18 protein-coding genes are annotated in these 25,814 nt (G+C 62.9%); 11 read left to right on the top strand and 7 right to left on the bottom strand.

What is annotated here, in order from left to right; translation table 11 throughout:
• Nucleotides 1-19 precede the first annotated feature (19 nt).
• Complete coding sequence (locus INP52_RS04130; protein WP_194372650.1) at nucleotides 20-856, bottom strand: LicD family protein; 837 nt, start codon at nucleotides 854-856, stop codon at nucleotides 20-22.
• Nucleotides 857-1,028: 172 nt separating this feature from the next.
• Here INP52_RS04130 and INP52_RS04125 point away from each other — a divergent pair, with 172 nt between their 5' ends.
• From INP52_RS04125 to INP52_RS04085, 9 genes are all read left to right on the top strand, one after another.
• On the top strand, nucleotides 1,029-2,855 hold the full coding sequence (locus tag INP52_RS04125; protein ID WP_194372648.1) for a phosphotransferase: 1,827 nt from the start codon (nucleotides 1,029-1,031) through the stop codon (nucleotides 2,853-2,855).
• On the top strand, nucleotides 2,815-4,656 hold the full coding sequence (locus INP52_RS04120; RefSeq protein ID WP_228478415.1) for a phosphotransferase: 1,842 nt from the start codon (nucleotides 2,815-2,817) through the stop codon (nucleotides 4,654-4,656). The genes INP52_RS04125 and INP52_RS04120 overlap by 41 nt, the downstream gene beginning before the upstream one ends.
• Nucleotides 4,657-4,659: 3 nt before the next feature.
• Nucleotides 4,660-5,595 (top strand): DMT family transporter, encoded by a 936-nt coding sequence (locus INP52_RS04115; RefSeq protein WP_194372646.1) that lies wholly within the window; start codon nucleotides 4,660-4,662, stop codon nucleotides 5,593-5,595.
• Between the two features lie 351 nt (nucleotides 5,596-5,946).
• Nucleotides 5,947-7,866: a YidC/Oxa1 family membrane protein insertase gene (locus INP52_RS04110; protein ID WP_194372644.1), complete on the top strand. Its 1,920-nt coding sequence runs from the start codon at nucleotides 5,947-5,949 to the stop codon at nucleotides 7,864-7,866.
• A complete protein-coding gene (locus INP52_RS04105; RefSeq protein ID WP_194372642.1) occupies nucleotides 7,853-9,913 on the top strand; it encodes an alkaline phosphatase family protein in 2,061 nt (686 codons plus the stop codon). Before INP52_RS04110 ends, INP52_RS04105 begins: the two co-directional genes overlap by 14 nt.
• Before the next feature lie 166 nt (nucleotides 9,914-10,079).
• A complete protein-coding gene (locus INP52_RS04100; protein ID WP_194372641.1) occupies nucleotides 10,080-11,858 on the top strand; it encodes a phosphotransferase in 1,779 nt (592 codons plus the stop codon).
• A 31-nt stretch (nucleotides 11,859-11,889) separates the two neighbouring features.
• Nucleotides 11,890-13,095 (top strand): ethanolamine utilization protein EutH, encoded by a 1,206-nt coding sequence (eutH, locus tag INP52_RS04095; protein WP_194372640.1) that lies wholly within the window; start codon nucleotides 11,890-11,892, stop codon nucleotides 13,093-13,095.
• A 94-nt stretch (nucleotides 13,096-13,189) separates the two neighbouring features.
• The gene (locus INP52_RS04090) at nucleotides 13,190-13,870 is read left to right on the top strand and encodes a glycosyltransferase family 2 protein (RefSeq protein ID WP_194372639.1); all 681 of its coding nucleotides are present in this window, start codon (nucleotides 13,190-13,192) and stop codon (nucleotides 13,868-13,870) included.
• A 6-nt stretch (nucleotides 13,871-13,876) separates the two neighbouring features.
• Nucleotides 13,877-14,239 (top strand): DUF2304 domain-containing protein, encoded by a 363-nt coding sequence (locus tag INP52_RS04085; protein ID WP_194372638.1) that lies wholly within the window; start codon nucleotides 13,877-13,879, stop codon nucleotides 14,237-14,239.
• Here INP52_RS04085 and INP52_RS04080 read toward each other — a convergent pair.
• The 3 genes from INP52_RS04080 to INP52_RS04070 all read right to left on the bottom strand — a co-directional run bounded on the left by INP52_RS04080 (nucleotide 14,236) and on the right by INP52_RS04070 (nucleotide 18,388).
• The gene (locus tag INP52_RS04080) at nucleotides 14,236-15,354 is read right to left on the bottom strand and encodes a pyridoxal-phosphate-dependent aminotransferase family protein (protein ID WP_194372637.1); all 1,119 of its coding nucleotides are present in this window, start codon (nucleotides 15,352-15,354) and stop codon (nucleotides 14,236-14,238) included. The two genes, INP52_RS04085 and INP52_RS04080, sit on opposite strands and share 4 nt — an antisense overlap.
• A 5-nt stretch (nucleotides 15,355-15,359) precedes the next feature.
• On the bottom strand, nucleotides 15,360-16,103 hold the full coding sequence (locus INP52_RS04075) for a phosphocholine cytidylyltransferase family protein (protein WP_194372636.1): 744 nt from the start codon (nucleotides 16,101-16,103) through the stop codon (nucleotides 15,360-15,362).
• A gap of 179 nt (nucleotides 16,104-16,282) precedes the next feature.
• Nucleotides 16,283-18,388 carry a DUF6541 family protein gene (locus INP52_RS04070; protein ID WP_194372635.1) on the bottom strand — a complete coding sequence of 702 codons (2,106 nt, stop codon included), beginning with the start codon at nucleotides 18,386-18,388 and terminating at the stop codon, nucleotides 16,283-16,285.
• Between the two features lie 698 nt (nucleotides 18,389-19,086).
• On the opposite strand from INP52_RS04070, the gene INP52_RS10135 reads away from it, so the two are divergent.
• Entirely contained in the window at nucleotides 19,087-19,161 is a 75-nt protein-coding gene (locus tag INP52_RS10135; RefSeq protein WP_408647699.1) for a hypothetical protein, read from the top strand.
• Entirely contained in the window at nucleotides 19,158-19,634 is a 477-nt protein-coding gene (locus tag INP52_RS04065) for a MerR family transcriptional regulator (RefSeq protein ID WP_194372633.1), read from the top strand. The genes INP52_RS10135 and INP52_RS04065 overlap by 4 nt, the downstream gene beginning before the upstream one ends.
• A gap of 360 nt (nucleotides 19,635-19,994) precedes the next feature.
• Here the strand turns inward: INP52_RS04065 and INP52_RS04060 are convergent, their stop codons facing one another.
• The 3 genes from INP52_RS04060 to INP52_RS04050 form a co-directional block, all read right to left on the bottom strand.
• Nucleotides 19,995-20,396: a hypothetical protein gene (locus INP52_RS04060; RefSeq protein WP_194372631.1), complete on the bottom strand. Its 402-nt coding sequence runs from the start codon at nucleotides 20,394-20,396 to the stop codon at nucleotides 19,995-19,997.
• A gap of 42 nt (nucleotides 20,397-20,438) precedes the next feature.
• Nucleotides 20,439-23,690 carry an ABC transporter ATP-binding protein/permease gene (locus tag INP52_RS04055; protein ID WP_194372629.1) on the bottom strand — a complete coding sequence of 1,084 codons (3,252 nt, stop codon included), beginning with the start codon at nucleotides 23,688-23,690 and terminating at the stop codon, nucleotides 20,439-20,441.
• 351 nt (nucleotides 23,691-24,041) lie between these two features.
• Nucleotides 24,042-25,715, bottom strand: a complete 1,674-nt coding sequence (locus INP52_RS04050) for an FAD-dependent oxidoreductase (RefSeq protein ID WP_194372627.1) — start codon at nucleotides 25,713-25,715, stop codon at nucleotides 24,042-24,044.
• Nucleotides 25,716-25,814: the final 99 nt, after the last annotated feature.

Genomic DNA, 25,814 nt, shown 5'->3' with positions numbered 1-25,814 from the left:
CGTATGATTCCGTCCTTTTTTAGGCCGTACGTTCTCCTCGATAGTACGCCTCAAAATCATGGCGGACACGGTCCTTCTCCGGGGGCAGTTCCATGTAGTCACCATAGTGCTTCTGAAGCACCTCATGATAGGCACGAGGCACCGTGAAACGCTCCCCCTCGAACTCGAGCTCCACCACATCATCCCACCATGACGATGGGAAGACGTCGGTCTCAAAACAATCGGGCCACGACAGCTGGCCCACCGCGTCTCCCGTGGACGGTGCACCCTCTACGAGTCCAATCATGCGTTGCGCCCAGTGTTCACTATCCCTGCCCACGAGTCGAAGAGCCGCGCCCGCCGCCGATGCAAAGGGATAGAGAATTTTTTGTCTGGAGCCCACGGCGTTACCGCAGACGACTAGCTCATTCATCTTCTTGTATCGATGGTGCTGCGAGAATAGCTGCGCGGATGCCTGGGCATCATCGGGGCAGTGCACGAGACAGAACACGTCCAGCCAGATACCCAGAGCATATTCTCGCTTGATGTTCTTCTCGTACGCAAGTGTGGATTCGTCCACGACCTTGACAAAAGGATAGAAATTCGGAAGCTCAGCGGGAAGCAGAATTCGATACTTCTTTTCTGTGTCAAGATAGGGTGACTCATGCGCTAGCGCCAGGAGCTGCTTGTAGTCATCTCGAAGCATGGAGACGTCAACGTCGTCATCCCAGGGGATGAAGCCCTTATGGCGCACAGCACCCAAAAGGGTCCCGTAGTCCAAGAAATAACGCAGCCCATGAGCGTTACAGTAGCGTGCAAACGCCCTTAAAACCCCAAGAAGCAAGGGCTGAATCTCTTCGGAAGGTATGGGTCTCACGCTGAAGCACTCCCTATTGGACTAATCGAATTAGTTACCTACTAAACTAGTTAACCTTACTCCTACGCACCCTTCCTTATTGTTAGCTCCATCCTCTTGTTGTGTTCATTTTTAAGATTACTTCATTATTCTTGAACACTTCTTTCAGATTACCTAAACTCTCTTCAGAAACATGAAGGGAGCCGGAACGAATCTTACCAAGAAGCAGTTCTCTGTTCTTGACGTCCTGCGCGCTTCGCCCGAAGCGCGCCAACGCAGTATTGCGAAGTGGGCGGCGCTCTCACTCGGGAGCGTGAGCGCCGCCATAGGCGAGCTCGAGGGCATGGGGCTCGTCGCCGCGGGCCGCCTCACGCCGGCGGGACTGGAGGCCCTGCTTCCCTACAAGGTGGACAACGCCGTCATACTGGCGGCGGGGCTCTCCTCTCGCTTTGCGCCTATCTCCTACGAGAAGCCCAAGGGGCTGCTCAAGGTACGCGGGGAGATTCTCATCGAGAGGCAGATCGAGCAGCTGCAGACTGCCGGGATCACAAGCATCACCCTAGTGGTGGGCTACATGAAGGAGTACTTCTTCTACCTCGAGGACAAGTACGGCGTCTCAATCGTGGTGAACGAGAAATACGCCTCGCACAACAACAACGCATCGCTATGGTGCGTGCGCAATCGGCTCCTCAACACCTACGTATGCTCCTCCGATGACTACTTCACCCAAAACCCTTTTGAGCCCTATGTCTGGAAGGCTTACTACGCGGCCCAGTGGTCCGAGGGCCAAACGGATGAATGGTGCATGGAGGCAGGCGCCCGCGGTCAGATTGTCTCCGTCAGCATGGGCGGCAGAGGCTCCTGGTATATGACCGGCCATGCCTACTTTGACCGAGCGTTCTCCAAGCGCTTCACCAAGATTCTCGATGCGGAGTGCAATCTTCCTGAGACCTTCGACAAGCTCTGGGAGGCTCTTCTCGCCGAGCACCTCACCGAGCTCGACATGGTCGTGCGCCCCTATCCGGAAGGGACCATCAACGAGTTTGACTCCCTCGACGAGCTGTGCGTATTTGACCCTCACTTCCTGCAGAACGTCGACTCCGATATCTTCGACAACATCGAAGGCGTACTCGGCTGCTCCAAGGACGAGATTCATGACGTCTACCCTCTCAAACAGGGCCTAACGAACCTCTCATGCCACTTCGCGACCGGCGAGGGGGAATACGTCTACCGCCATCCCGGTGTGGGCACGGAGCTCCTCATAGATCGAAGGGGCGAGGTCGCAGCACTCAAGACGGCAAAAAACCTGGGACTTGACGACACGTTCATCTACGAGGACCCGACGCGGGGGTGGAAGATCTCTCGGTTCGTCCCCCATGCCAGGGGCCTCGACTCGAAAGATTCCTCTCAGGTTGCCCACGCCATGAGAATGGCGCGCTCGCTCCACGAGAGCGGCGCCAAAGTCGAGAATCACTTCGACTTCTACGAGGAGGCCAAGCGCTACGAGGGTCTCCTCCTGGAGAGGGGTCCCATCGATATCCCCGGCTACGCGGAGATGGCGGCCAAGGTCGACCGACTCGAGAGATGCGTCAAGGCGGACAACGCGCCGACCTGTCTCAACCACAACGACTTCTTCGAGCTCAACTTCCTCATCGACGAGGACGACACGTACTACCTCATCGACTGGGAGTACGCCGGCATGAGCGACTACGCGAACGACTTCGGCACGTTCTGCGTCTGCTGCCAGCTCGACGAGGACGAGGTCCTCGCAGCGCTGGCTGACTACTTCGGGCGCGCCCCCACGGCCGCCGAGACCCGTCACAACCTCGCGCACGTCCAGCTGGCCGGCTGGTGCTGGTACCTCTGGTCCCTCCTCAAGGAGGCCGAGGGCGACTTCGTGGGCGAGTGGCTCTACATCTACTTCCGCTACGCCGAGCGCTATCTGGACAAGGTCCTTGCCCTGTACGAGGAGGCATGTCTTGAGTCAATCCCCCGAGAAGACGTCGTCGCAAGATTTTAATCTGTACAAAAGAAAAGAGCCTCTTGTGACCCTAACAAGAACTGAGTTTGACGTCCTGCGTATCTTCACGATGAATGAGCCTGTACTCCATGCCCCGCAGGTGGCACACGCAACGGACCTCCCGCCTGAGATGGTTGAAGAAACTCTAGACACCCTCACGCACGACGGATTTATCTCGAGTGGACGCGTCACCCAAAAGGGAGCCGAAGCGCTTGAGCCATATCGTGTGGATAGCGCCGTCATACTGGCAACAGACCTCTACCCTCGCTTTGCGCCTATCTCCTACGAGGAGCCCAAGGGACTGCTCAAGGTGCGCGGGGAGATTCTTATCGAGAGGCAGATCGAGCAGCTGCAGGCCGCCGGGATTACGAATATCACCATCGCCGTAGGATACAAGCAAGAGTGCTTCTTCTATTTGAGCGCAAAATATGAGGTAAAGCTGCTCGTCAACCATGAGTATGCCGAAAGGGACAATGGCTGGACCCTCTGGCTTGCGCGGGAGCTGCTGGGCAACACCTATCTCTGCCCATCAGATGACTACTTCGCCGCCAACCCCTTTGAACGCTACGTGTATAAGGCATATCATGCCTCTGTCTATGTCGAAGGATCCACTGATGAGTGGTGCCTCGGCACCGATGGGGGCGAACGAATCGTCTCAGCAAGCATAGGTGGGCATGACTCATGGGTGACGCAGGGGCATGCCTACTTTGATCGGGCCTTTTCAGAACGCTTTATTCCCCTTCTTGGCCAAGCCCTTATGCAGTCCGAGAACGAAAGCAAACCGTGGGAGTCTATTTATGCCGAGAACCTCTCTTCGCTTGATATGGAAATCAGACGTTACTCCTCGGACATCATCCATGAGTTCAACTCACTCGAGGAGCTCGAGGAGTTTGAGCCAGGGTTTGTCTCTCATGTAAGCTCCCCTATTCTCGACAACATCACACAGGTGCTCAGCTGCTTTCGGGCTGACATCCATGGTTTCCTCCCCGTAAGCCAGGGTCTCACGAACCTCTCGTTCCGCTTTTCGGTCAACGGCCAGGAGTACGTCTACCGTCATCCAGGAATAGGCACGGATAAGTTCATCGACCGAGATGCCGAAACGCAAGCGAACACGGTCGCTCACCGTCTTGGCGTAGACCGGACATTTCTATACGAAGATTCCAAACAGGGCTGGAAGATCTGTCGGTTCGTGCGCAACGCTCGGAATCTGGACCCCCTCGATCCCACTCAGGTGAAGCGTGCCATGGAGCTCTGCCGCAGCTTTCACGAGTCGGGAGCTCGCATCAATGCAACATTTGACTTCTTTGGAAACGGGGTCAGCTACGAGAGCCTTCTCGAGGGCCATGGTGCCATCAACATCTCTGGCTATTACGAGCTGCGCGAAAAGGTCGCCCGAATCAGCGCGCATGCATCAGGTGATGGCTACCCTCCCTGCTTTAGTCACAACGACTATCTCCCCCTCAACTTCCTCATCGACGAGCAAAACGGAATGGATGTCATCGATTGGGAGTTTGCGGGCATGTCCGATCCGGGCAATGACTTCGCCACCTTCGTCATATGCAGCCAATACGACGAAGGTAAAGCCGAGGAGGCTCTCTCCTACTACTTTGGAGGAACGCCTACCTTCCTTGAGCGTCGACACTTCTGGGCAATGGTCGTCCTTGGTGGATGGTGCTGGTACGTCTGGGCTCTCGAGAAGGACGCCGAGGGGGCTGGCGTGGGCGAGTGGGAGAGCATCTACAAAAGCTACGCGGTTGATTACGTCGACCGTGTACTGACCTGGTACGAAGAGGGGGAGTAAGCCATGCCTTACGGAATAGGAGCAGCTCTTACCTGGGCCCTTGACACGGTAATTCTAAGCATCGCTCTTTCAAGCTCGGTATTCTCATCCTCCGCGCAAGCCGTTGCGCTCGCCGCCTTTACGAGCACATTCCTGCACGATGCTTGTTCCGCACTTTTCACCCTTGCCTACATGCTTCTCAAAAGAAAGGCCTCCCAAACGCTCAGGGCGCTGCGCACGCGCGAGGGGCTTGTCATCCTTGGCGCGGCTCTCATCGGCGGACCCATAGGCATGACAGGCTACGTGATAGCCATCGACAACATCGGGGCCTCTTATACGGCGGCGATATCCTCCTTCTTTCCCGCCTTTGGAGCTCTCCTCGCCACCGTGTTCCTCAAAGAGCGCATGAAGTCCTATCAGTGGGCGGGTCTCCTCGCCTGCATTCTCGGCGTAGCCTATCTAGGCTACTCCCCTGCCCCCAACATACCAGGGGACTGGACCACGGGCATCGTGGGTGCCCTGATATGCGTCTTTGGCTGGGGGTCCGAAGCAGTCATCATAGACTGGGGACTCCACAACGCAAGCATTGACGACGAGTGCGCCATGCAGATTCGTCAGACAACCTCCTCGCTGGCCTATGCACTCGTCATTCTTCCACTGCTCGGAGGATGGGGGCGCGCTCTTGATATCGTCTTCAGCTCGGCTCTGCCTGTCATTGCGCTAGCAGCCCTTGCAGGCACCGTTTCGTATCTTCTTTATTACAAGGCAATCGCACGAATCGGAGCGTCGCGGGCCATGGCGCTCAACATCACCTACTCAGCCTGGGCCATCCCCTTCTCGCTTCTCCTCCTGGGAGTACCCCCCGAGCCACGAGGAGTCGTCTGTGCGCTGGTCATCATCCTCGGAGCCATCACGGCAGCAACGGATTTCAAAGCGCTTCTGGGAAAGAAACCAGACTAGCAGCGATTACGTGTCGCCACACCCGTCGAGTCGTCTATAAAGTGGACTCTGTGGTCACCAGTGCCCCGATCTTCACCTGGTCCGTGCCCATGCCAGATATGAGCTTCTCCAGGTAGCGAGGGCGTTCGCTAATCATGGTCAGACCTATCTAAAAAATTAATGCAATCCCTTGCGGTTTTCTACGATAGATATTCTATCGGTAGCGACATGCTCCCTCAAGTGCTGTCTAACTTTTATGCATGACATAGCACAAAAATCAGCTAGCGCGAGAGCGAACGTCCGCTGTGCCGCGGCACTGGTACAATTCATCCGCTTGCTTTGTCGTTCCCACCCATAAAAGGAGCCCCTCGCATGCTCGACGCGCTCGCTCAGCTCTTCTCGCTGGTCGTACAACCCTGCTACGACCTCACGGGAAGCTGGTGGATGGCCATCCTGCTGTTCACCGTCATTATTAAGATCGTGCTCATGCCACTTTCCCTGTGGTGCCAGTGGAACAGCATCGTGATGGTACGGCTCATGCCGGATCTCAATCGGGCTAAGGTCAAGTATTTCGGTGACACAGAGACCATAGGCGAGAAGCAAAACGAGCTCAATAAGAAGTATCACTACCACCCGCTTCTCTCGCTCATCCCCCTTGCCGCCCAGATACTCATCCTCTTCGGACTCGTCGAGGTCATCCATGGCATCACCGACGGCGGCGCGCCCGGCACCGAGTTCTTGGGTCTGATTCCCGTGGAGGACGGGGGGCTCTCGTGGGTCATGCCCCTTCTGGCAGCACTCTCTGCCGTGGTCATGGGCGTGGCGCAGAATCACATCAACCCTCTCCAGCGCGAGCAGAGCCGCGCGGAGAAGAACTCCACCAACGGCCTCTCCATCCTGCTCTCGCTCGTCCTGGGAATCTACGTGGCGGCTGGAATGGCCTTCTACTGGGTCTGCTCCAACCTCATGTCCATCGCGGTGCAGGCCCTGTGCAACCTCCTCATAAGACCCGAGCGCCACGTTGACTACGACGATCTGCATGCCAGCCAGGCCGCACTCGCCGAGCTCAACGCGCTCTCGCCACGCCGGGGTCCCTGGTGGCGTCCGGACCCGCTCGCCCGCCGGGAGAAGGCCGACTACAAGCGCTTCTTCGAGACGGTGGACAAACACCTCGTGGTCTACTCAGAGTCAAGCGGTTTCTACAAGTACTTTCAGGGCGCTCTCGAATGGCTCCTGGCAAACTCTGACGTGCGCATACATTACATAACCGGCGACCCAAACGACCAGATCTTCGGAATTGCCGAGGAGAACCCCCGCATCTTCCCCTACTACATCGGCGAGAAACGCCTCATCACCCTCATGATGAAGCTGGACGCCGACGTGGTCCTCACGACGCTCGAGGACCTGGACAACTTCTACCTCAAGCGCTCCTACGTGAGGAAGGACACAAAGTACGTCTTCACCTTCCACCACATGACGAGCACGCACCTCACGGCACTTGAGAAGTCTTACGACAACCACGACTCCCTGCTGTGCGTGGGCCCCCACCAGGTCAGGGAGATACGCAGAGCCGAAGAACTTCGGAATCTGAGGCCCAAGGAACTCGTGGAGTGCGGATACGACCTCCTCGATCGCGAGATCGCCGAATATGCCCAGCGCGCGCGCCCAAAGAGCAAACGCCCCATCGTGCTCCTCGCGCCCTCCTGGCAGGACGACTGCATTCTCGACTCCTGCGCCGACGAGGTCATCAGACCCCTCCTTGGACATGGTTACCACGTCATCGTGCGACCTCACCCCGAGTACGTGAAACGCTATCGCGCTCGCTGGGAGTCCCTAGTCGCACGCTACTCCTCCCATACGGACGAGGAGCTCACCTTCGAGCAGGACTTCAGCACGAGCGACTCCATCTTCGACGCCGACGTCCTGATCACGGACTGGTCGTCTATCTTCTGCGAGTTCTCCTTTACTACCCTGAAACCTTGCATCTGTATTAACACCCCCATGAAGGTCGGCAACCCCAACTGGGAGAGGCTCGGCATCGAGCCGACCGACATCACCCTTAGAGACGAGGTGGGCGTCTCGCTCGACCCCAAGCGACTCGACCAGCTGCCTCAGATGGTCGAGGACATGCTGAAGGACCCTCGAAAATGGAACGAGCGCATCATGCGGGCGCGCTCGAAAACTGTCTTCAACCCCGGTCGGGGCGCGGAGATAGCTGGTCACTATCTGCTCGATTCGATCCTTTCGCAGCAGACCAAAAGAGAGGGGGCGAGCATCCATGAGGCTCGCTAGACGTGTGCTGCTCGCAGGGGTCGACCTCCTGTTTGGCACGGCGATGGTCGCGCTCGCGCTCGTGGCGACCACCGAGCCCGCCTGGGGGTACGTCGACCCCTCGGTCATGACCTACACCATTCAGGCGCTCGCCGGGGTCGCCGTGGCGCTCTCCGCGCTCCTGGGCGTGGTGTGGCGGCGCGTTCGGAGCGTGCTGCTGCGCGTCCTCAGGATCGACGAGAACGCCGACAAGGTCGTCGAGCCTGCGGTGCGGGAAGTCGCCGCCAGCGACCCGCGACGCGAGGAGCTTCTCGCCGAGGCCGGTCGCCACGCCGCGCGCGATGCGACATCTCTTGGGCACCCGCGCCCCCAGAGGCTCGCCTGGAAGGCGCGCTTGGTCTTTTCCCTCGTGGCGAGCGTGCTGCTCGTCTTCACGGTGGGAGTGGTGGCCCCGCTGGAGATTGTGGCGGGAAGCTCGAGCAGCCTCTTCTTTGGCGTGGGCAACGTGGCGGGCCCCGTGGCGGTCTTTGCCGTCTGCTGCGTAATCGGCCTCTCTCTGCTCATGAGCCTCTTGCGCGGGCGCGCCTTTGACGTGGCCTTTGCCGTGGTGGTGGCCCTGGGCATCTCCTCCTACGTGCAGGTCATGCTGCTCAACGGTGGGCTCCCCCCTGCGGACGGCAACGTGGTGGACTGGTCCGCCTATACCAAGGCCACGCTGGTGAGCGGCCTTGCGTGGGTTGCTATCGTGGCGCTCTGCGTGCTGGTCTCGCTACGCAAGTCGCTCGCGTTCAAGGGCGCGGCGAGCTTTGCCGCCGTGACCCTCGTGGCGGCACAGGGGATCGGGCTGGGGATGCTCCTGTCCCAGCCCGCGGCCGACGGCAGCACCATGGGCTCCAGCAAGCCCTACGTCACCATGCAGGGCATGATGGACGTCTCCGAGAAGAGCAACGTCATCGTCTTCGTACTGGACACGTTTGACACGCGCTACCTCGATGAGGCCTTTGCGGAGGATCCCGGAGCGCTGGACCAGATGGAGGGCTTCACCTACTACCGCAACTCGGTGGGCCGGATGATTCCCACGCGCTACGCCATGGCGGGCCTCCTCACGGGCCGCTCGCTCTCCCCGGATGACAAAGCCTTCTCTAACACCCTGATTAGAAGCTGGTACGCAGAGGACAACCTGCTCGACGAGGCGGGGCGCCTGGGCTACTCCGTGGGCGTCTACGGCTCCGACCTCACCAACGGCATGACCGCGCTCTCCCAGAAGACCGTCAACGTCCACTCCATCCCCGACTTCACGGGCAACTTCTGGGACACGATAGCCATCCTGGGCCGGTGCTCCCTCTACCGGGACCTCCCCTGGGTCCTCAAGCCCGGGTTCTGGTTCTACACAGACGAGATCAACGACGCCATCATGCCCTCTGACGACAACCTCGACAACAAGCCCTGGCTTCTGGACGACGCGGAGTACTATCAGGAGCTCCGGGCGCGAGGGCTCGTGGTCGAGGACGGCGGGCAGAGCGGAGACTTGCATGTCATTCACATGACCGGTGCTCACTATCCCTTCACCATGGACGAGAACGCCGAGCGCGTGGGAGAGGACCAGACCTCGCCCGAGCAACAACGCAGGGGCTCTCTCAAGATCGTGAGCGAGTACCTGCGGCAGCTCAAGGAGCTGGGCGTCTACGACCAGTCCACCATCGTGATCACCGCAGACCATGGCGAGTGGTACCTGACTGACGAGATCGACCACGTGACGAGCCCCATACTTCTGGTCAAGCCTGCCGGTGCCCCGCGCGCGCCCGTGCAGGTGTCCGAAGTGCCCACGGGCCACGCCGACCTCTCCGCGACCCTGGTCGGCGCCATGGGCGGAGACCCCTCCACCTGGGGCACCCCCGTCTACGACGTGCCCGACGAGCCCCGCACGCGCTACTACAACGCGACCTCGGTCCTCGTGGACCAGAACTACACCTACGACTCCATCAGGCGATGGGAGATAACTGGCGACGTCCTCGACTGGAGCAACTGGCACGAGACAGGTGTGACCTGGCCCATCGTGAGCGACTAGGGGCTGGACGCAACGACGCTGTCTTTGCCCGGGAGATGACAGGGGTGGGACGCCCGGATTCCGCGCGCCCCACCCCCGTTCACACTAAAAAAATTATGTTATCCGTTGAACTCAAACGTCAGAATGCTTAAACTCCCTTCAGAATGCTTGGACGAAGGGAACTCTCATGGGACTATCTCGCAACGAGTTCAACGTGCTCGTCGCCCTGTTGGGCGAGTCCGCGCACACGCAGCGCGACCTTGCGGACAAGACGGGGCTCTCGCTCGGGCTCGTGAACAAGACGTATCGCGCGCTGTCGGACCGAAGCCTTGCAGACGGCTTCCGCGTCACGTCTGACGGGCTGGCCGCGCTTGCGCCCTACAAGGTCGACAACGCGGTCATCATGGCCGCAGGCCTCTCCACGCGCTTCGCTCCCCTCTCGTACGAGAGGCCCAAGGGCGTGCTCAAGGTGCGCGGCGAGGTCCTGATCGAGCGCCAGATACGCCAGCTCCAGGCCGCCGGCATCGCCGACATCACCGTGGTGGTCGGCTACATGAAGGAGGCCTTCTTCTACCTGGAGGACCTCCTGGGCGTGAAGATACGCGTGAACGAGGAGTACGCCGCGCGCAACAACAACTCGACGCTCATGCTTGTGCGCGAGCAGCTGGGCAACACCTACGTCTGCTCCTCGGACGACTACTTCACCCAGAACGTGTTCGAGCCCTACGTGTACGAGGCCTACTACTCCGGGACCTACTTCGCGGGACCGACCGACGAGTACTGCATGGGCACGGGCACGAACGGGCGCATCGTCAACGTCACCGTGGGCGGCTCCGACAGCTACGGGATGCTCGGGCACGTCTACTTCGACCGGAGCTTCTCCCGGCGCTTCGTTGAGATACTCGAGCAGGAGTACGACCGACCCGAGACCGCGCAGAAGCTCTGGGAGGACATCTACGTCGACCATCTCAAGGACCTCTCTATGGTGCTGCGCCCCTACGAGCCGGGCGTCATCTACGAGTTCGACTCCCTGGCCGACCTCAAGGAGTTCGACCACGACTTCCTGCAGAACGTGGACTCCGAAATCCTCGACAACATCTGCCGCACGCTCGACTGCACCCGCGACGACGTGGAGGGCATCGTCCCCATCAAGGAGGGGCTGACCAACCTCTCCTTCCGCTTCACGGTGGGCTCGACCCCCTACGTGTACCGCCACCCCGGCGCCGGAACCGAGGAGATCATCAACCGCAGGAGCGAGGCGTACTCGCAGTCGGTCGCAAAGAGGCTCGGCATCGACGACACCTTCATCTACCAGGACCCCGACAAGGGCTGGAAGATATCGCGCTTCGTGGACGGCTGCGAGCCGTTCGACTACCACGACCAGGGCCAGGTGGCCCACGCCATGGAGCTCATCAGGCGTCTTCATGCGAGCGGCGAGTCCTCCGAGTGGACGTTTGCCATCTACGAGGAGGCACAGGGGCTCGTCCGCATGCTCGGCCAGCGTCGCTACCCCTCGTTTCCCGACTTCGAGAAGCTCAAGGGACGGGCCGAGCGCCTGAGCGCGTGCGTCCGCGCCGACGGCGTCGCGGCGTGCCTGTGCCACAACGACTTCTACGGTCCCAACTTCCTGGTGCGGGGCGACGAGATGTACCTCATCGACTGGGAGTATTCCGCCATGTCGGACTATGCCTCCGACCTGGGGACCTTCATCTGCTGCTCCGACTACGACCGCGCCGAGGCGGACCAGGCGATCGCGCGGTACTTTGGCCGGGAGCCCACGGCGCAGGAGTACCGGCACTGCCTCGCCTACGTGGGGCTCTCCGCCTACTACTGGTTCGTGTGGGCCCTCTACAAGGAGTCCAAGGGAGACCCCGTGGGCGAGTGGCTGTACCTGTGGTACCGAGCCACGAAGGAGTACTCGACCGCAGCCCTGGAGCTGTATTCGCAGATGGCCCACGTGTCCTAGTCCTGTCTGTCCGAGCGAGGGGAACTCACGCATGGAGATAATCGGAACCGTCGTCGTGTACGTCATCATGGCGTGCGCGCTGGTCGGGGCGCTCGCCTCGGTCATTAGGCCGGAGAGTGAGCTGGGGCAGCAGTTCGTGGAGGGCATCGACTCGATTGGCCCCATATTCCTGCCCGTGGCCGGCATCATGGCTTCGGCCCCCTACCTGACGGCGTTCGTCTCCTCGGTCTTTGGCCCCGCCTACGCGGCGCTCGGCGCGGACCCGGCCATGGCGGCGACCACCTTCATTGCCGTTGACATGGGCGGCTACCAACTGGCCGACGCCCTCGCCCAGACACGCGAGGGCTGGATCATGGCGATGATGACCGGCTACATGGCCGGCGCGACCATCGTCTTCACCGTCCCCGTGGCCCTCAAGATGCTCGAGAAGCGCGACCGGAAGTATCTGGCCCTCGGCGTCATGAGCGGGCTTCTTGCCATTCCGGTAGGCGTGCTGGTCTCGAGCGTCATCATCGCCCTCTCCCACCCGCTGATCCGCGAGATGGTCTCCACGAACGCGCCGGCGACCTACCAGCTCGCGCTCAGCTTCGCGCAGATAGCCCACAACCTCGTCCCCCTAATCATCATCTGCGGCGCCCTGGCCCTGGGCCTGAAGTTCAAGCCCGATGCCATGATCAAGGGGTTCATCGTGTTCGGGCGCGTGATGGAGTCCGCCTTCAAGATCGTGTTCGTGCTCGTGGTCATCGAGTACTTCACCGGCTTCTTCACCACGGCGTTCGGCTCGTTCGGGTTCGAGCCCATCATCGCCGACGAGACCGACATCTTCCGTGCGCTCGAGGTCTCCGGCGCGATCGCCATGATGCTGTGCGGCGCCTTCCCCATGGTGTATCTCATCAGGCGCTACCTGGCACGCCCGCTCGCCAAGGTAGGCGGCCTCGTGGGGCTCTCCTCGGACGCCACGGCGGGGCTGCTCGCCGGCTCGGCAAACGTCTTGGCCCTGCTCTCCATGGTCAAGGACCTCAAGGCCCGCGACAAGGTGATCACCCTGGCCTTTGCCGTGTGCTCCGCGTTCCTCTTTGGCGACCACCTCTCGTTCACGGCGAACTTCCAGCCCTCGCTCATCGTCCCGGTGCTGGTGGGAAAGCTCGTCGCGGGAGTCTGCGCCGTGGCGTTCGCCAACCTGCTCGCCGTCAGGAAGGCCGAGGAGCTGGAGGCGGCGGACGAGGTCGTGGAGTAGGCGCGAGAGGCAACCCCCTGGCGGCTTTCCGTCAGCAGAATTGGCTATAGTAGGTGGGATTGACTCGCGACTTCCCGAGGAGTTCCCCGACCCCATGAACGTACTTGCGATAATCCCGGCGTACAACGAGCAGGAGTCGATCGTGCCCACGGTCGAGGAGTTCGTCTCTGCCCGCACCGGCTGCGACTACCTCATCGTGAACGACGGTTCCTCCGACGCCACCGAGGCCGTCTGCCGCGAGCATGGCTACAACCTCGTGAGCCACCCCACCAACCTCGGTCTCACAGGGGGCTTCCAGACCGGCGTCAAGTATGCCCTGGCCCACGGCTACGACGCGGTCATCCAGTTCGACGCAGACGGACAGCACGTTCCCGACCACGTGGCCCAGATGGTCGACGAGATGGACCGCGCGGGCGCGGACATCGTCATAGGCTCAAGGTTCGTGGACGAGCAGAAGTCCCTCTCGGCGCGCATGATCGGGTCCCGCCTGCTCACGGTGATCATTCGCCTGACCACCGGCCAGACCCTCACCGACCCCACGTCGGGCATGCGCCTGTACAACCGGAGGATGATGCAGGAGTTCGCGCGGCGCTTCGACTTTGGGCCCGAGCCCGACTCCGTGGCCTACCTCATGCGCCACGGGGCAAAGGTGCGCGAGGTCCAAGTGCAGATGCGCGAGCGTCAGGCCGGCGAGAGCTACCTCGGCCTCGCGCGCTCCGTCTCCTACATGGCGCGCGCCTGCACGTCCATCCTCCTCGCACAGTGGTTCAGGTGATCTCACATGACCGGTCTGCTTAGAGTCTCCCTCTTCGTCTTCTCCGTCCTCGTCCTGGTCGTTGTCATACGCAGAATCAGGAAGGCCGGGCTCGAGATCGTGGACTCCATCTTCTGGCTGGGGCTCTCCCTTGCGCTGCTTTTGGTCGCGGTCTTTCCCGGCATTGCCTATGCGGCCTCTGACCTGCTGGGATTTGGCTCTCCCTCGAACTTCATCTTCTTCTGCGGCATCATCGTTCTGCTCGTGCGCACGCTCACGCAGGATCAGAAGATCACGACGCTCAAAAAGAAGCTCACCACCCTCACGCAGACCGAGGCGCTGCGCGAGGCGGACGAGCGCGGGGGACGCGAGAACCGCCGGAGACGCTAGGCTCCCAGGCTCTCCAGCACTTCGCCAAGGGCTATGACCAGCTGCGCGTTGTCCTTCTCACTCAGGTCGCCTATGTGCGCCACCCTAAAGCATCGCTCGCCGAGCACACCGCCGCAGGGGTTCACGAAGAGCCCCTCCTCCGCGAGCGCTCTGACCGTCTCGCCCGCCACCGGCTTGGGCAAGATCACGCGCGTCAGGGCGTTCGACATCGGAAAGCTCGGCGCCCCCACGTTCAGCTCAGCGATGCGGCCGCGAAAGTCCCTGGCTAAAGTGCGGGTGCGCGCGACCTCCGTGTCAATCCCACCTGAGGCATCGATACGCCGCAGCCGCTCGAGCAGCTCGTAGACGATTCCCACGGCAGGGGTGAAGGGGGTCTGGCCCCTCGTGCCGTTGACGAGGTAGTCGGCGAAGTCGAAGTAGAGGGTCGGCGACGTGATGCGCGCCACGCGCTCCTCCAGCATGCGCGGCGAGAGCAGCACGAGGGAGATCCCCGGGGCGAGCGCGAGCGCCTTCTGCGAGCTCACGATGAGTGCGTCTATGCAGGAGGCGGCCATGTCGATCCTGTCTGCGGCAAACGAGCTGATAGCGTCCACGACGAGTGTCATCTGGTTACGCTGGCAAAAGTCTGAGAGCATGGGCAGGTCGTAGAGCTGCCCGGTCGAGGTCTCGTGGAGGTTGACCAGAAGGGCCGTGTGCCCCGCGCCCTCGAAGGCGGCTAGGCGTTCCTGCGTGAGCGCCTCCTCAGAATCCAGCTCGAGGTCGTCGTGGGCTATCCCGTGGCGCTCGCACAGCGCCGAGAAGCGTCTGCCGAAGCCGCCGCCCACGATCACGAGGGCCCGGTCGGACGCGTCGAGGCAGTTCGTGACCGTGGCCTCCATGGCACCGGTTCCGCTCGCCGTGAGGAGCACCATCCGCGAGCCCTGGGGGGCGTGCGCGAACTCCAGGACGAATCGCTCGCATTCCAGGACCACGTCAGAGAAGGCCTGGTTTCTGAAGTAGGGCACCTGACGCCCCGCACACGCGAGGGTCTGGGGGGACATCTGGGTGGGACCCACCGTGAAGAGGACCTCTGGACGCAGCGCGGTCTTGTCGGTCTTGTCGGTCCCTTGGGTCATGGCGTTCATCGCCCCTCACCGCCCGCCGTGTGGTCGAGGATGCGCTGGTAGTCCTCGATTGTGTCGACCTCGCCCCAGAAGGAGCCCTCCGCGTCCAGGACCCTGACGGGAGCCATCTCCTTGAAGCTGTAGAACGCGTCCTCCCACCACATGTCGAACTTCCCGTTCCAGATCAGGTAGTCGAGCTGGGCGATAAAGGAGGGGAGCATCTCGCTGGCCACCTTGGCTATGCCCACGTACTCGCAGGTGCGCTCGGAGACGTCGAGCCCCTTGCCGTTGCCCACGAGCATGCCCTGGTCGTTGGTCCTGAAGAAGTAGTCACCCACCTTGGTGCGCGACGAGTCACCGAACATCACGAGTCCGTCGGGGCAGAGCATGAGACGGTCGACGAGGTCCTCGCCAAAGTAGACATCCGCGTTGGCCAGAAGCACGTCCTGGCCCCTCTCCTGGGCGTGGACGAGGGCCTCGCGCGCGAACCACAGCGAGCCGATCGAGTTGGTAACGCGGTAGAAGGGGTTCTCGTAGAAGCGGACGGGCCAGTCTCGGAGCTGCACCTTGACGCTCTCCTTGCGATAGCCCACCACGACGTTGATCTTGAAGTCGCGCTCGCTGAGCTGCCGGCACGTGTGCCCGATGATTGTCTCGCCGTCCTGGTCGTCTATGCCGAGGGTGCTCTTGGGCTTGCGCGTGTGGGCCGAGAGTCGGCTGCCCACGCCCGCCGCCATGAGTATCGCCTGATACTTCTTCATCTGCGTCTCCATCCTTCGGATTGCCCCGGGGCCCGACGAGGGCGCACGGCGCGCGGGCGCGCGGCCCGAAAATCCATGCCTTCCAGCATACGCTATGTTCAATATATTTAGATTATGAAGTAATTTGAACACAGGGGTGCGGGGCAGAGCTTGCGGCCCACGGGAGGGTGGACCGTACCCTACTCCGTCCCCTGCGTGCCCACGATGCGGTACAGGCGCATGCGCCCCTGCGACAGGAGCACCTCGAAGCCGGGAGTCTCGTCGGTGACCGACTCGATGCCGATCCACTGTGCGGGCTCATAGGGCGGGAACTGTCCGCCCAGGTCCCCGTACTGGTCCAGGATCATGAGGTACTGGACGTCGTCCTGCGCGAGGGCCGAGGCGACGTCCGGTCGCGAGAGGCCGCAGAGCTTGGAGAGCGCCAGGCGAAGCGACCTGCTCTGACGGGTCTCTCCCCCCGTGCCGTAGCCGGACATGTAGCGATAGTAGGCGTTGAGACCGTTCACGCCATAGGCGTAGACGGAGCCGTCGTAGGGCTCGTTGAGCACCACCGCGTCGGGGCCCACGAGGGCGAGGACCTGGTCCACGAACGCGCTCTTCTCGGCGTTGTATCCTGCGCGCCCCCCGGCGTAGTTCTTGTTGACCATCTGCTGTGAGATCGCCGCCAGCTCGTCGGCATCGTCGTCCGCACCGGCCTGCGCGGTGCACGGCGCGGCCGCGGCGGCGGCTCCAAAGACGCCCACGACGAACAGGGCCGCGAGGACGATGGACACCACGCGCTGGGGGGCGATGCGGAACCTGCCCGCGAGGAGGCGGTCGGTCAGCGCCGAGACCACCCGTCCCGCGCCGTCGGCAGTCACCTGCAGCCCCAGGGACGCGAGCGGCACCGCGTAGATGGCCGTCATCGCCGCCACGCGGTAGGGGTCGGTGTACCAGAATCCCGCGAGGAGGTGCTTGAGCGGGACGTCGTCGCCCGAGACGGCGACCACGAACAGCACCGCGGAGAAGGCGAAGGAGGCGACCAGCCATCGGTTGCAGGGACGCACGCAGCCCGCGACGACCCCCAGGAGCAGCAGGAGGGCGAGCGCGCTCTGCGACTTGCCTCCCACGAAGGACGCGTCGAGAACGCCCTCGACGGCATCGTGGAGCCCCATCATGGGCTGCCAGAAGTACTGGACCACCGCCTGCATGAAGGGCGCCTGGTACAGCGTCACCCAGACGAGCGCCGCCAGGCCCAGGAAGAGCGCGACGTAGCCGAGCGCCCTGCGACCGCCGATGGCGGGCGCGTGGTGCTCCCAGAGCCGCCAGGCCAGGTAGGGCACCAGGAGGATGGCCACGGAGAAGACGGCGTTGGGCTGCGTCAGGAAGAGCGTCACCCCGCCGCACAGGGAGACGGACGCGGCGATGAGACGGGTGCGCGCGGAGCGAGACGGACCGATCGCAGCCATGAGCGCCGCGGCCTCGGCCGGAAGCAGCGCGAAGGACATGAGGTTGGGGTAGAGCGTCCAGCGCACGATCATGTTCCAGGGAAAGGAGGCGAAGGCGAGGCAGCACAGGGCCCCGTACGCGACGACGCGCTGGCGCCGGGGAAACGCGACCCGCAGCAGGGCGTAGGCGCTGGAGGGGTAGACGAGGGCCACGATCACCACGTTGGTCGCGTTGGCCGCGAGCGTGACCGGAACCCCCAGGGCGTCGACGAGCATGACCGCGACGAGGTGCCACGCCACCGGGTAGTAGGATCCCGTGGAGCTCGCGAAGGGGTCGATGCCCGCGGCGACGCCAGGGTAGTACGTCGTCGTGAGGGTCGACCAGACATGCGACTCGGACATGCTGCGCACGAGGTTGAAGTGGGCGACGTTGTCCCAGGCCTGAATGAACGAGGCGGGCCCGTCGAGGTTGGAGACGAGCATCACGCACGTCACGGCGACGCCCATGACCACGTAGAGGCAGAAAATGGGCAGCTCGTGGGCTCCGGAGACGAACAGCTCGGGGGCCTTCGCCGCTGTCGCGCCGACGCGGCGGTCGGGGTCGCGGCGGCGATGCGCGAGGACCGCGAGCAGCACGAGGGATGCTCCGAGCGGCGGAAGCGCGACGGTCGCGGTCGTGGCGGGAACGCCCACCCACGCGAGGATCATGCCCATGACTCCGTAGGCGGCTATCGAGAGCAGGGGCGCCAGGGCGAACGAAGGGGCGACGGAGACACGCAGCGCCCTGAGGACGACGAAGCCGGGGGCGAACAGCAGGGCGCACGCCAGGGCGCAGGCGCCCCAGAACTCAATCCACATGGCCTCGTCTCCTTGACACGTCCCCGCACGAATCGTCGACTGCCAAGCATACGCCATACGGGCGGCCTTCTGGGTGGCGTCGCTCCTTGCGCTCTTTGCCCTTCTCGCTCACTTCGCGTTCCCCTTTCTCGCCGCTTCCCCCCGCCTCGCTGCGGTATTGGGGCGCTTTTTTTTGATATTCAGAGCCCCTCAAGGCCGTTCTCGAGAAAACACTCGGACTCCTGACCTGGAAAAACGCGTCACATCGTTGGCCCGCAGACCTCCGAGCATCAAAAAAGTGCCCCAATCCCCGATAGGATGCGAATCAATCGTAGGTAAGACCAAGCAGTACGCTTGAGACACTCCTCGGACGCCCGGGCCCTCTCCGAGACCGCTCACGTCTTGAAACTGCCCTCTTGCCGAGTCAGGGGCACCGCCCACCCATAAGGAGCTGCTGCGTAAGGCTTCGGGAAGCCGGCCGTCAAACAGGGGCAATTCATCCTGCGCTACTATGCTCAGTCCCATCCGCATTACAAATGAAGACCCGCCCTTCACAACAAATTGGCCTCCAGACTAGATGCTGAAACTAAAATGACTATAGTATAAGGAGACGAGATGGGTAAACGAAGAGATCTGATAAGGGCCCTCACGTCGAATGGCTTTCAGTCAGCAGGCGGCGCGCCAACCACGAGAAGTTCACTCACCCCGACGCAGGGAGCGTGATGGTGCCTCGCCATCAAGAAATTCCAGATCTTCTCGTCAACAGAATTCTACGTGAGGCATACCTCAGATGACCACAGCGAAGGGAGCTGCGATGCTATTCGGTGCCTATGAGTTCGAGATAGTTATGAACGAGGATGGCTATCTTGCACTCCCTTATGACTTAGGGGGTGGAACGCAGGGGAAGGACTTCGACGAGCTCTGCAGGATGGTCGTCGATTGGCTCAAACTCACCCTCGAGGACCACGATATGCATCACAAGCCCCTTCCCGCACCGACCTATGGCAATGACCCCAGATACGGCGGAACGAACATGATTTTCGCCGTCCAGGCTGGTCGTGAAACCGTAGAGAGAGTCACGGCAAGCACGGCAGCGCGGATGCTTGGAGTCACCCCCGGCCGCGTCACCCAACTCATGTCCTCCTATCAGCTCGAGGGATGGCGCGAGGGGCGCAACACCTACGTCACCCTGGCATCCGTCGAGGCACGCCTTCAGGAGAGAGCACGAGATTCTCTTGATCGCTCCCAAAAGGAGGCAACAGTCTAGACGTGCGTCAAGGCGCCGCTCGCCAGCATGCACGCCTCCACCACCCCCCCCTCGCCGTCTAATCTTAGGATTGGAGAAGTTTTTGATGCTCGAGGTTCTGCAAGCCGGCAGGGCGTTGCGTTCTCCCCGCTCAGGAGCTTGGGCATCTCTTGAAAGCCTCTTCAAGATGGCCGGGGCATCAAAAAAATCTCCCCAATCCTCGAAGGGCCAAACTGCGCCGATAAGCACTCATCTGGCGAGTCACGTTATGCGCGAACCCGTGAGCCTGCCATGCTGCACGAAACGCGGCCTTCAGGGGATGCTTCCGTGCAGGATGACAGGCTCGCTGAATCCGCCGTAGTGACAGCGGAAGCCCGAATTCTACGAGAAGAGCTCCGCATCAAGCGAGGCAAGCTCGCTCGGAACGTCGGCGGGGTCGCAGGCGAACGACTCGGCGACGGCCGTCGCCTGCGCGCGACGCAGGCCGGCCAGGTCAGCGTCGCCCTGGCGCTCGTAGGCCGTGCCCAGGCGGTCCAGCGCGTAGCAGACGTAGGCGGCCACCGAGTCGCCCATGCCGGAGAGCACCATCATCGTCACGAGCGAGTCGGGCGCAAGAGAGAGCGCCGTCTCGTGGTCAAGCTCTAGGAGGTCGCCGATCTGCTGTTCGACGGCCTCGACGCCCGCCGCGCGTCCGGCCTCCTCGCCCAAGGCACGTCGAAACGCGTCCGTGATACCCTCGACGAAGTCCCCCACAATCTCCAGGATGTAGTCCCTCTGAAGCATGCCGCGAGCCCCTTTTCTGCCGACGTCTTCCGACGCACCATGCTACTCGCTTCTGAGCGCCTCGACGGGATCGCGACGGCTAGCCGCCGAGCTCGGGATCAGGCCCGCGACGAGCGTGAGCACGATCGAGATCACTATGAGCCCCACGGCAGACTCCCACGGCAGGCTCATGATGTTGGGAACACCGTGGGCGGACAGCGCCCAGGCGTTTATCGGCACCGACGCAACGAGCACGACGGCGATCGCGAACACGCCCGAGATGAGCCCCTCGATGAAGGTCTCCGCGTTGAATACGTTGGCGATGTTGAGCTTGGACGCGCCGATCGCGCGCAGGACGCCGATCTCCTTCTTGCGCTCGAGCACGCTGATGTAGGTGATGATGCCAATCATGATGGAGCTCACCACGAGCGAGATGCTCACGAAGGCAATCAGGACGAGCGAGATCATGTTCACGATGTCGGTGACGGAGCCCATGATGACGCCCACGTAGTCCGTGTAGCCCACGACCGAGTCATCGTTGCCGGCGGCGCGCTGCCGGTCGTTGTAGCCGTCGATGATGTCGAGCACGCGCTCCTTGGCGGCAAAGTCCTTGGGGTAGATCATGATGGCAGCCGGGTCGGACTCCGTGGCGTAGCCGAGCGTCGTGAGGTTGTTGTCGTAGGTGAGCTGGCTCGCGTTGGCGTAGCTCTGCATGAGGGATGAGAGGTCCTCGGCGTCCATGTTGAAGCTGATCGCGCCCGCGAGCTTGGAGGCGTCCACCGAGAAGGCGCTCTGCAGGCCGGACAGGCTCGTGGCCATCTGGTCGGCGTACTGCGTCATCACCTGGGTGAGCGACACCTGCAGCTGCGCGGATACGGTGGCGCTCACCTGGGACGACATGCTCTGCAGAAAGCTCTGCAAGTAGGGGGGGAGGCTGTCGGACACATAGGAGCGCGCAATCTGCTCCACGCGCTCGCGCACGGGTGGCCCGGCCACGACGTCGATCTGGGCCAGGAGGCCCTGCGCGTCTTCGGTCGCGAGGTACTGCTCGAAGTAGTCCGCAATCTTTTGAACAAACTCGGGGTCGGACGGGTCGAGCGCGTCGGTGGCGTTCGTGCCCCACCAGCCCACGAAGTTCTGGATGAGCTGGCCGCCGAGCTGGGTGGTCTGCTCGAGCTGGTCGGTGGTGAGGGGCGGGTCGGAGATGGCGTCGTCCACGATGGCCGAGAAGTCCGGCGACGGGACTCCGGCCACGAGCGACTCGACGTCGATCGAGGAGGTCACGCCCGAGAGGTCCACGCTCACGCCGGACAGGTCGATCGAGGAGGGGTCGATGCCGCTGGCCAGCCCGCTGGTGTCGAACGAGAAGGCCGAGCGCAGGGCGTTCTCGTCGATCGAGAAGAGGCTCGAGAGGTCGATGCCCTGCTTGGCCTCGTCCTGCAGGGTCGAGAAGCTCTTCGCCGTGAAGACGTCCGTGTCCGGGTCCGCGAGCTGCTGCTGGACGATCGCGGAGTCGGCGGAACGCTCCATGAGCTCCTTGGTGAGCCCGGAGGTGTAGGCCACGCCGGTCGTGAGGGCCTTGGCGTCACCGCCCCCGTTGGGGCGCACCACGCCAACGATGTGCAGGTCAAGACCAGAGTCCACGACACTGCGCATGAACTCGTCGTCATCGGACATGTCGGTCCAGCCACCGGTATCGTCGTTTTTGCGGTAGGTGTCCGACGGGCTCAGCACCTTGAAGCTCAAGTCGAGCGCGTCATCGTAGGTGAAGTCGACGTCGGGACTTTCCACGTCCACGTCTCCCGCCGTGGCGCTCATCGCCGAGGAGACCATCTCCTGGAGGTCCGCAGGGTCGAGCACGCCGAGGCCGTAGAGCGTGTAGTCGCTGATCTCGCCGCTCGAGGAGAGCACGAGCACGCACTCGTCGGGCTCCGTGGCCCAGCGCCCGGCCACGACGTCGTACTGCTCGTCAAGAAGAGCCTGGTCGTCGATCATCTCGTTGAAGACCGACCCCGCGCTCATGCCGGCCGTCACCGTACTCGAGGCGCCCATCGTCATGGCCTGGGAGAGCGAGTCGGGGCTGAGCTGGGTGACCTTGTCGGTCGTGTCGGAGGCGTAGACGAGCGGCGTGATGCCGTAGTCGTACTGGATCGCGTTGACGTTTTCCTCGATGCCCGAGGTCCCCGAGTCGAGATAGGCCTTGAGGCTCGCGAGGTCGTTGGAGCGCACGGACGCGAACATGTCCGTGAGCATGTTGAACTCGGGGATGGTCCCGGAGGAGTCGACGGTTGCGTCGGAGGTCGCCGCGTCGGAGGAATCCGTGGGCTCCGAGGAGGCGCCCGTCATCGCCGAGGCGTCGCCGGTCAGCATGCTCGTGAGGTCGTAGCTCTGCTTGGTGATGGACAGGGGGTAGCTCGAGAGCGTGTCCTCCTCCACCTTGGCGATGTAGTTGTTCACACCGTTCGACAGGGCGAGGATGGCGGCGATGCCGATGATGCCGATCGAGCCCGCGAAGGCCGTCATGATCGTGCGGCCCTTCTTGGTCATGAGGTTGTTGAACGACAGGCCGATCGCCGTGAGGAAGCTCATCGAGGTCCGGCGAGCGACCTTGGCGTCACGACGCGGCGCGGCCTCTACGTCGAACGGGTCGGAGTCCGCCGTGACGTGGCCGTCGGCGAGCTCCACGATGCGCGTCGCGTAGCGGTGGGCGAGCTCGGGGTTGTGCGTGACCATGATGACCAGGCGGTCCCGGGCGACCTCCTTGAGCAGGTCCATGACCTGCACGGACGTGGTCGAGTCGAGGGCGCCCGTGGGCTCGTCGGCGAGCAGGATCTCGGGGTCGTTGATGAGGGCGCGCGCGATGGCCACGCGCTGCATCTGACCTCCGGAGAGCTGGCCGGGCCTCTTGCTCACGTGATCGGCGAGGCCCACGCGCTCGAGCGCGGCCAGGGCGCGCTCGCGCCGCTCGGAGCGGCCCACGCCCGAGAGGGTGAGGGCGAGCTCCACGTTGGAGAGAATCGTCTGGTGCGGAATCAGGTTGTAGCTCTGGAAGACGAAGCCGATTCGGTTGTTGCGGTAGGCGTCCCAGTCGCGGTCGTGGTACTTCTTCGTGGAGATGCCGTCGATGAGCAGGTCGCCCTCGTCGAAGTGGTCGAGGCCGCCCACGATGTTGAGCATGGTCGTCTTGCCCGAGCCCGAGGGCCCCAGGACGGCGACGAACTCGTTGTCCCTAAACCCCACCGAGACGTGGTCGAGGGCCACCTGCGTGAACGAGGCCGTCTTATAGCGCTTGCAGATGTCGTTGAGCTCGAGCATGGGTCCTCCAGACCGGCGAGACTACCTGTCTACGGTATCCGAATGCGAGCCCTGGCACGACGTGGGGCAAAACTATTCCAGCGTCCGTTCAAATACGGAGCCAGGCGTGGTGTGCTCGAGGGTCCTGACCGCTGTTCGTAGTCGAAGGGCCACCGTTCGTTCACGATTTGATCTACTTTTTGATGGAAAATGAGTTCAAGCCAGAGCTCGGTCCCTTCTCGCTTCGCATGGGCCCTGTTGGACGTTAGCGAGAAGGGACCGAGCATCAAAAAAAGCGCCCCAATCCGAGAGAGGGGAAGAGGGGGCCCGCGACACGCGGAGACGCGGGACCCTCGGCGAGGTCCCCGCCCCCTATCCGACCATCTCGAGGACCTGCGAGAGGCCCTTCTTGCCAAAGCTCACCTGCTCGGTGCCGTCGGGCTGGCGCACCACCAGGCACGGGACGCTCATGACGTCGTAGCGGTCCTTGAGGTCGCCGAAGTGGTTGATGTCATAGACGCGGGCCGTGACGTGGGGGCTATCGGCCGCGATGCGCTGGGCCGCCACCACGACCTCCGGGCACATCGTGCAGGAGAGCCCCACGAGCACCCTGACGTCGACGTCACTGTCCACGGCCGCGATGGCCGCGCGGTCGGCGTCGTCAATCGGCTGGCCGGGGCCGGACACGTTGTAGAGCCCCAGGACGAAGCTCGTGAACTCGTGGCCGCCGGGGACGCCGTGGAACTCCAGGCCGGAGGGCATGCCATCCGCGCGACACACCTCAACGAAGGGCAGCTCGGAGGCATCGTCGGCAGACGTGTCGGCCTTCTCGACGGAGAGGAGGTCGGTGAGGGAGGCCAGCTCGCCCATGTACTCGGAGAGCTCCGCGGAGACGGGCCGCTCGTCGAGGTGCAGGCGCAGCACGAGCGGAGACGCCATGCGCGAGAAGACTGCGTCCAGCTGGGCGAGCATGGACTCGTCGAAGAGCCCCGTCGCGTCGGCGGCGCGCTCGACGCCCTCTGCGGCCGGTGCCGGCGTGGGCGCCCCGGCGACGGGGCGCGAGGTGGGCTGGGAGGGCGTGAGCCCCGCGCGCTCCTGGGCCGCCTTGAGGTAGCGCTCCATCTCGGTCGCGGTCGTGGCGGCCTGGCCCACGGCGGTGGCCACCTGGCGCAGCGGCTTCACGCAGACGTCGCCGGCGGCGAACAGCCCGTCAGCGGAGGTGGCCTGGTGGGAGTCGGTCAGGACGTAGCCGTGCTCGTCGACGTCGGCGACGCCGGACACGAGCTGGGTGGCCGGGGCGTAGCCCACGAAGACGAACACGCCGAAGGTGTCGCCCGCGACGGCCTCGTAGGTGGTGGTCTCGCCGGTGCTGCGATCGCGGTAGACGATCCGCCTCAGCGCGGTGTCGCCCGAGACCTCCACGACCTCGGCATTGCACACCACGTCGATCTTGTCGCTGCGCCGGGCCGCCTCGGCGGCGGCGGGGGCGCAGGTGAAGTCGTCACCACGCACGAGGATGGTCACGTGGCTCGCGTACTTGGTGAGAAAGACGCCCTCCTCGGCGGCCGCGAAGCCGCCGCCCACGACGAAGACCTGCTTGCCCGTGAAGAACTCGCCGTCGCAGGTGGCGCAGTAGGCGACGCCGTGGCCCTTGAACTCCTCCTCGCCCCTGAAGCCCACCTCGCGAGGTGACGCCCCGGTGGCGAGAAGCACCGCGAAGCAGAAGAGCTCGCCCTTGGTCGTCCGGACGCGTTTAATGTCGTCGGAGAGGTCGAGGCCCGTGACCTCGGCGAAGAGGAACTCGGCGCCAAAGGCCTCGGCCTGACGGCGCATCGTCTCGGTGAGCTCCCTGCCGCTCGTGGAGAAGACACCGGGGTAGTTGACCACCTCGTCGGTGATGGTGATCTGGCCGCCGAACTGGTCCTTCTCGACCACGAGCACCCGATAGCGGGCGCGGGCCAGGTAGAGCGCCGCCGTGAGGCCGGACGGGCCGCCACCGACGATGACGGCGTCGTAGAGGTTCTTCTCGTCGATCTTGTCTGACATAATTTCTCCTTTGCGAGGCAACGAGGGCCTCAAAAAAGGGGCCGTGACCGACGTGCGGCCGCGGCCCCGAGGCAGCGCGTGCGAGGTGCAAGTGCGAAA

This window comes from Thermophilibacter immobilis, assembly GCF_015277515.1.
In the GTDB taxonomy this organism is placed as follows: domain Bacteria; phylum Actinomycetota; class Coriobacteriia; order Coriobacteriales; family Atopobiaceae; genus Thermophilibacter; species Thermophilibacter immobilis.
This window is presented reverse-complemented; position numbering and strand designations above follow the sequence as displayed.